Genomic DNA, 5,636 nt, shown 5'->3' with positions numbered 1-5,636 from the left:
ATGCAGTCGTCGGCAACTGCTCCTGCGTTGCTCTACCTCCAGCATCCATGCAGTCGTCGGCAACTGCTCCTGCGTTGCTCTACCTCCAGCATCCATGCAGTCGTACGTTAAGAAAGGCTAACAAAGAAGACCACGCTGATAAATTCGCCCTTTGGGGCTGTGTCACAACCCCAATTACTGCTTCAAATGACGTTGATCTAGAAGACTACACCTACAGTCATTTTCATTGTACTGGGCCTAGTGAGGCAACTTAAAATAGATCATATTCTAATAAGGATTGGTATAAATGGACTTGATTATCTCAAGGCCATTTTTTTAGACAAAAAAGCAAGTTGTAGGCAACTTGCTTTTTAAACTTGATGAGAAAATTCTGTTTTATTACTTCAGCTTAGCAGGTGCGAACTCCATTTCAGCGTTATCGTCAAAGTAACGTCGTTTAGTATCTCGGCGGCGTTGCTTTACTTTTTTCGACTTTGGTTTTCCCTTGATGTTATCGCCCCATGGCGCATCATCTTCATCAAATTCAAATGAGTGTGACATTTTCAACATTCCAGATAACTGTACCTCTGTTGGTACAGCCTCTTTTTACCTAAAGTTAATAATAAGCTAAAGCGAATTATTTATTCATTGATGGTGAAAATTATTGCATGTAAAAATGACACGGATATGACAGCTTAATTGTGATGTTCAACCATTAGTATTTACTCTGCAAGCTTTCACTAAGACATAGGCCTAATTGCTGCCTCCAAGGTTTAGATTTGGCGATTTTTTGCGATAAGCGAGTATCTAACGCACTGAATGTAGGTCTATTTACGATAGAACCATATTGTTTTGATGTGACAGGTTGTAAAAAACTTGCTTGTGATAGTAGGCCTAATGTCATTCCTTGGGCTTGTATTTCTTGTGCAAACTCATACCAAGTACATGTACCAGAGTCACTCCAATGGTAAATAGCAGACCATTGTGTTTGTGAACACAGTTTCCATAAAAAACGTGCAAGGTCGTCAACCATTGTTGGACTACCTGTTTGGTCATTAACCAAGTTTATCGGGTTATCTGAGCTTGAACCTATTGCGTGTTGGTTGGTTGAACGTGTCATTAACTTTAGCATCGTGGTAACAAAATTATTGCCGCTATGATGGTAAAGCCAAGATGTTCGTACAATGCAAAATAGAGCTGACTGATAACTCAACAATGCTTTTTCGGCGAGTAATTTTGATTGACCATAAGCGTTAATCGCGGATGGTTTTTGCGTGACGGTATAAGGTGTTGTTGACCGTCCATCAAATACATAATCTGTCGATAGCTGGATGAGTTTAATGCCATATCGACTGGCAGCTTTGGCCATATACTCAACGGCTAATGTATTGGTTTGTATTGCTGTATTTGGGTGTATTTGTGTTGCTTCAACGTCAGTATAGGCTGCACAGTTGATGACGATGTCGGGCCGATAAAAAGCCAAGGCTTTATCAATGAGTTGTGGCTGAGTAATATCAACTTGTTGATGGTTGAGTTGGGTTAGCTCCACCACTTTGGGTTGAGTGCGTTTTAAAGCTTGGGCAAGTTGGCCTGTTTTACCGAAAGTCAGAATTTTCATTGAGACTGTTTCAAATACCACTGAATGGTTTGATGCAAACCGTCTAAGAAACTGTGTTTAGGCGTCCAATTCAATGTGCTGGCCAATTTACTTGCATCAATGGCATAGCGCCGATCGTGTCCTGGTCTATCAGTAATATGTTGGATAAGTGAGGTAAACCCATTATTCGTAGCAAGGCGATGATTCGGTAATAATTGGCTAAGATGCTGACAAATTGATGTTACAACCTGAATATTAGTTCGCTCATTATTACCACCAACAGTATAAGTCTCACCCACGTTACCTAAGGTTAATATTGTGATTAATGCTTCAACGTGATCATCAACATAAAGCCAATCTCGAACTTGTAGTCCATTGCCATAAATAGGTATTTGTTCACCAGCAAGGGCGCGGGTAATGGTTAACGGGATAAGTTTTTCAGGATGTTGGTACGGGCCATAATTATTAGAACAATAGCTAATCAACGTTGGTAAACCATAGGTTCGATGCCAAGCTTTTACTAAATGGTCACTCGATGCCTTACTTGCTGAATAGGGCGAACTTGGGGAGTAGGCACTTTGTTCGTTAAAAAAGCCTGTTGCGGGCAAATCTCCGAACACTTCATCGGTTGAAATATGATGAAAACGAAATTGCTCTGCCTTAACCGGAGTTAAGCTATTAAAAAATTGCCTGCTGGCTTCTAATAGTTGGTATGTGCCTACAATATTGGTTTGAATGAATTCAGCTGGACCTGAAATCGATCGATCAACGTGAGTCTCCGCCGCTAAATGCATTACGGCATTGGGTTGAAAGCGGTTAAACACCTCTGTTAATAATGCGCCATCACAAATATCACCTTCAACGAAATGATATTGCTCACTTTTGCTCATCATATTAAGGCTTTTAGGGTTAGCCGCGTATGTCAGTTTATCGATATTAATGACGCTGTGATGCGTAAAACTTAAGATAAAACGGATTAATGCTGAGCCAATAAATCCACTACCACCAGTAATTAATATCGTGAGCGTTTGTGCGTTTTTGTATGGCATTATAGTAAACCAAATGAGATTATTTTAGGGTTTATGGTCGGGTTGTCTTTGTCTGAGACGATAGGCGAAAGTTGTTGTGTTAATGGCCATTGTATATTGAGCTCTGGGTCATTCCATGCAATGGTCTGATCATCGTCTGGCTGATAATATTGCGAACATTTATAAATTATATCTGCGATGTCAGACAAGACATAAAAGCCGTGTGCAAATCCCGCAGGGATCCACATTTGATAGCCATTTTCGTCTGAAATTTCTTGGCCTATCCATTGTCCATATGTTTTAGATTCTTGACGAATATCGACTGCAACGTCAAAGATAGCTCCTCTGACAACTCGGATTAATTTTCCTTGAGGATAGTGCTGCTGAAAGTGTAGCCCACGCAAAACATTATTTACTGAGCGTGATTGATTTTCTTGGACGAGCTGAGGGACATCCATATTGTTTTGGGTAAATGCATCATTAAAGCCATTTTGACGTAATGTTTCCATAAAAAATCCACGTTCATCAATGTACTTACGAGGACTAAAAATTATTACACCATCAAGGTGAGTATTAATATATTTCATCAGGAAAGTTCTTATCGAGCAAAGACAGCAGGTATTCACCATAGCTGCTCTTTAGCAGTGGCTTTGCTAGTCTTTTGAGTTGTAAATGGTCTATCAATCCCATTGAGTAAGCTGTTTCTTCTGGACAAGAAACCTTTAAACCTTGACGTTTTTCGATGGCAGCAATGTACTGAGTCGCTTCTGCCATAGCATCTGGTGTACCTGTGTCCAGCCAAGCAGTGCCACGGCTTAACACTGTAACATTAAGGTTATCATTTTCGAGGTATTGATTGATGACGTCGACGATTTCCAACTCTCCTCTTGCTGAAAGTGCGACCTTTTTGGCGTACTTGCTGGCGTTGTGATCAAAAAAATATAATCCAGGCATCGCAAAATGAGATTTAGGAACAGTCGGCTTCTCTGTAATAGACATAATGCGGTTATTTTCACCGAATTCAATGACACCGTAAGCTTGAGGGTTAGCGACATGATAGCCAAATACGGTAGAACCAGACATTTTATTTGCAGATTGCAATGTGTGTTGCAACTGATGCCCATAAAATAAATTGTCGCCTAAAATCATTGCACAAGGGCTACCTTTAAGAAATGATTCGGCAATAATTAGTGCTTGTGCAAGTCCTTCTGGCTTTGCTTGTGTGGCAAATTCAATGTTGATACCCCATTGATGACCATTATGCAAAAGTGATTTGAAAAGCGCTAAATCCGTTGGTGTGCAAATGACCAATATGTCTGTGATTCCAGCTTGCATAAGCGTGCAAAGAGGATAATAAACCATAGGCTTGTCGTAAATTGGCAATAGCTGTTTACAAACCACTTGGGTGATAGGGTATAGCCGAGTACCTGAGCCACCTGCGAGTAAAATACCTTTTCTCATCAAACTTTCTTTAAGTGATTAATGCAGGAATTTTAACACAGCTAATATCAATTAAGCAGATTTGTTGTTGATGTTATTCAGCTAGGAGTGGCGTCTTCTCTACCCAATGCTTCAATGTGATTAATGCTTTAAAAAGCGTCGCGTTAATCTGTAGAGTGTCATTGTTAATTGATTATATTGGTGTCGGTACATCAATATGCTTTAAATTGAAGACTAGGTTATCGTCTAAATTTCAAAAAATTGTTTTATTTCATCAATTCTATCCATTGCATCTTGGTAGCCTAAGTCAATCAAGGTTGAGGTATAGCTCTTTTCGAATAATAGATACGACACAATACTTGAGTCGGACTGACGGTTAATGCCAATGAATTTCAATAATGTCTTAATTGCAAAGGGCATATCTTCATAATAACGTGCAGCAATACGGCTTAAATCTTGGCTTGGCTTAATCACTAATGTGTCTATATGACGTAAGTTTAACGCTTGTCTATCTTGTGGTGAAATTCTTGACACTGTGTTGTTAACGCGTTGCAGGCGTTCGAGGTCACTGTTTAAGGTATCCGAGAAAATGGTATCTAATAAATGACCCGCTATGGTTGCTGTTTTAGGGTGGAACTCCAATTCGATAGGAAAATGTTTGTGTGGACTGTCTAAATTTATGACAAAAATTTTATCCGCTCCAAGGTGAATGGGGCTCGACAAGGGCGATAATTGATGTACTGAGCCATCACCATAATAGGCTTGATTAAGCTTAATTGATGGGAAAACCATTGGAATAGCAGAACTTGCTAATAAATGTTCAGTATTTAATAGGCTACGAGTTCCTATTCGTCTTGCGCGTTGCCAATCATCAATGTGTTCATTGCCTTGATAAAAGCTATATGACCGAGAGTTATTATAACACGAGGCGTCGATGCTAATTGCTTTGAGTGCATTATTACCAATATTGCGGTCAATTCTTTTAAAATCAATTAGGTTGTTGAGCAACTCTCGTAAAGGCTGGTTATCAAGTAAACTGCCTGCATCTGTGCTCACTTGGTCATCTTGCAAGCCCTTAATGGCCATTCTGCCTAAATGTCTCAACACATGTGGAATGGACGCTCGATAGACTTTATGAGTTTCAAAATGCCGCCATACCCAATCTAATTTTTTTACTCCCAAATGGAAGCATGATGCGTGGGTTGCCAGAGATGTCGCGTTGATGGCGCCAGCAGAAGTCCCGCAAATAATGTCAAATGGGACATCGTGATTGCGTGGATAAAATTGTACTAATGCTTTTAATACGCCGATTTGGTATGCGGCTCTTGCTCCACCACCACCTAATACCAATGCTGTTGATACTGACAATCTCGATCCTTTATGTTTGTAAATACATTGAATGTTTGTATGAATTCTTTATATGTTATACACCCATTAGTAATAAGTCGACGATGCGGTTAATTGCTTATACCAATCCCATTAAATATCTGGTCAGTTCAGAGTCTCTCAGGTTTTTCAATTCAAGGCACATTGATGTAGAAATGGTTGTTTCCTTTTAAATCGATGTAACACAGAAGTGGAATACCTGAGAG

Annotated in this window: 7 protein-coding genes; 1 reads left to right on the top strand and 6 read right to left on the bottom strand. The window is 39.8% G+C overall.

Annotated features, from left to right (window positions below):
* On the top strand, nt 1-254 hold a 254-nt coding region (locus ACWXWT_RS19690; RefSeq protein ID WP_456043269.1), incomplete at its 5' end, for a hypothetical protein.
* A 124-nt stretch (nt 255-378) separates the two neighbouring features.
* Here ACWXWT_RS19690 and ACWXWT_RS19685 read toward each other — a convergent pair.
* From ACWXWT_RS19685 to ACWXWT_RS19660, 6 genes are all read right to left on the bottom strand, one after another.
* Complete coding sequence (locus ACWXWT_RS19685; protein ID WP_456043268.1) at nt 379-540, bottom strand: small highly charged protein; 162 nt, start codon at nt 538-540, stop codon at nt 379-381.
* Between the two features lie 154 nt (nt 541-694).
* Nucleotides 695-1,597 carry a dTDP-4-dehydrorhamnose reductase gene (gene rfbD, locus ACWXWT_RS19680; RefSeq protein WP_456043267.1) on the bottom strand — a complete coding sequence of 301 codons (903 nt, stop codon included), beginning with the start codon at nt 1,595-1,597 and terminating at the stop codon, nt 695-697.
* A complete protein-coding gene (gene rfbB / locus ACWXWT_RS19675; RefSeq protein ID WP_456043266.1) occupies nt 1,594-2,625 on the bottom strand; it encodes a dTDP-glucose 4,6-dehydratase in 1,032 nt (343 codons plus the stop codon). The genes rfbD and rfbB overlap by 4 nt, the downstream gene beginning before the upstream one ends.
* Nucleotides 2,625-3,191 carry a dTDP-4-dehydrorhamnose 3,5-epimerase gene (rfbC, locus tag ACWXWT_RS19670; protein WP_456043265.1) on the bottom strand — a complete coding sequence of 189 codons (567 nt, stop codon included), beginning with the start codon at nt 3,189-3,191 and terminating at the stop codon, nt 2,625-2,627. The genes rfbB and rfbC overlap by 1 nt, the downstream gene beginning before the upstream one ends.
* Complete coding sequence (rfbA, locus tag ACWXWT_RS19665) at nt 3,178-4,065, bottom strand: glucose-1-phosphate thymidylyltransferase RfbA (RefSeq protein WP_456043264.1); 888 nt, start codon at nt 4,063-4,065, stop codon at nt 3,178-3,180. Before rfbA ends, rfbC begins: the two co-directional genes overlap by 14 nt.
* A gap of 225 nt (nt 4,066-4,290) precedes the next feature.
* Nucleotides 4,291-5,412: a patatin-like phospholipase family protein gene (locus tag ACWXWT_RS19660; protein ID WP_456043263.1), complete on the bottom strand. Its 1,122-nt coding sequence runs from the start codon at nt 5,410-5,412 to the stop codon at nt 4,291-4,293.
* Nucleotides 5,413-5,636 lie beyond the last annotated feature (224 nt).

This window comes from Shewanella sp. A22 (assembly GCF_053850585.1).
This window is presented reverse-complemented; position numbering and strand designations above follow the sequence as displayed.

Coding starts and splice junctions, on each gene's coding strand:
- ACWXWT_RS19685 (WP_456043268.1), bottom strand. CDS start 540: ATGTCACACTCATTTGAATTTGATGAAGATGATGCGCCATGGGGCGAT.
- rfbD (WP_456043267.1), bottom strand. CDS start 1,597: ATGAAAATTCTGACTTTCGGTAAAACAGGCCAACTTGCCCAAGCTTTA.
- rfbB (WP_456043266.1), bottom strand. CDS start 2,625: ATGCCATACAAAAACGCACAAACGCTCACGATATTAATTACTGGTGGT.
- rfbC (WP_456043265.1), bottom strand. CDS start 3,191: ATGAAATATATTAATACTCACCTTGATGGTGTAATAATTTTTAGTCCT.
- rfbA (WP_456043264.1), bottom strand. CDS start 4,065: ATGAGAAAAGGTATTTTACTCGCAGGTGGCTCAGGTACTCGGCTATAC.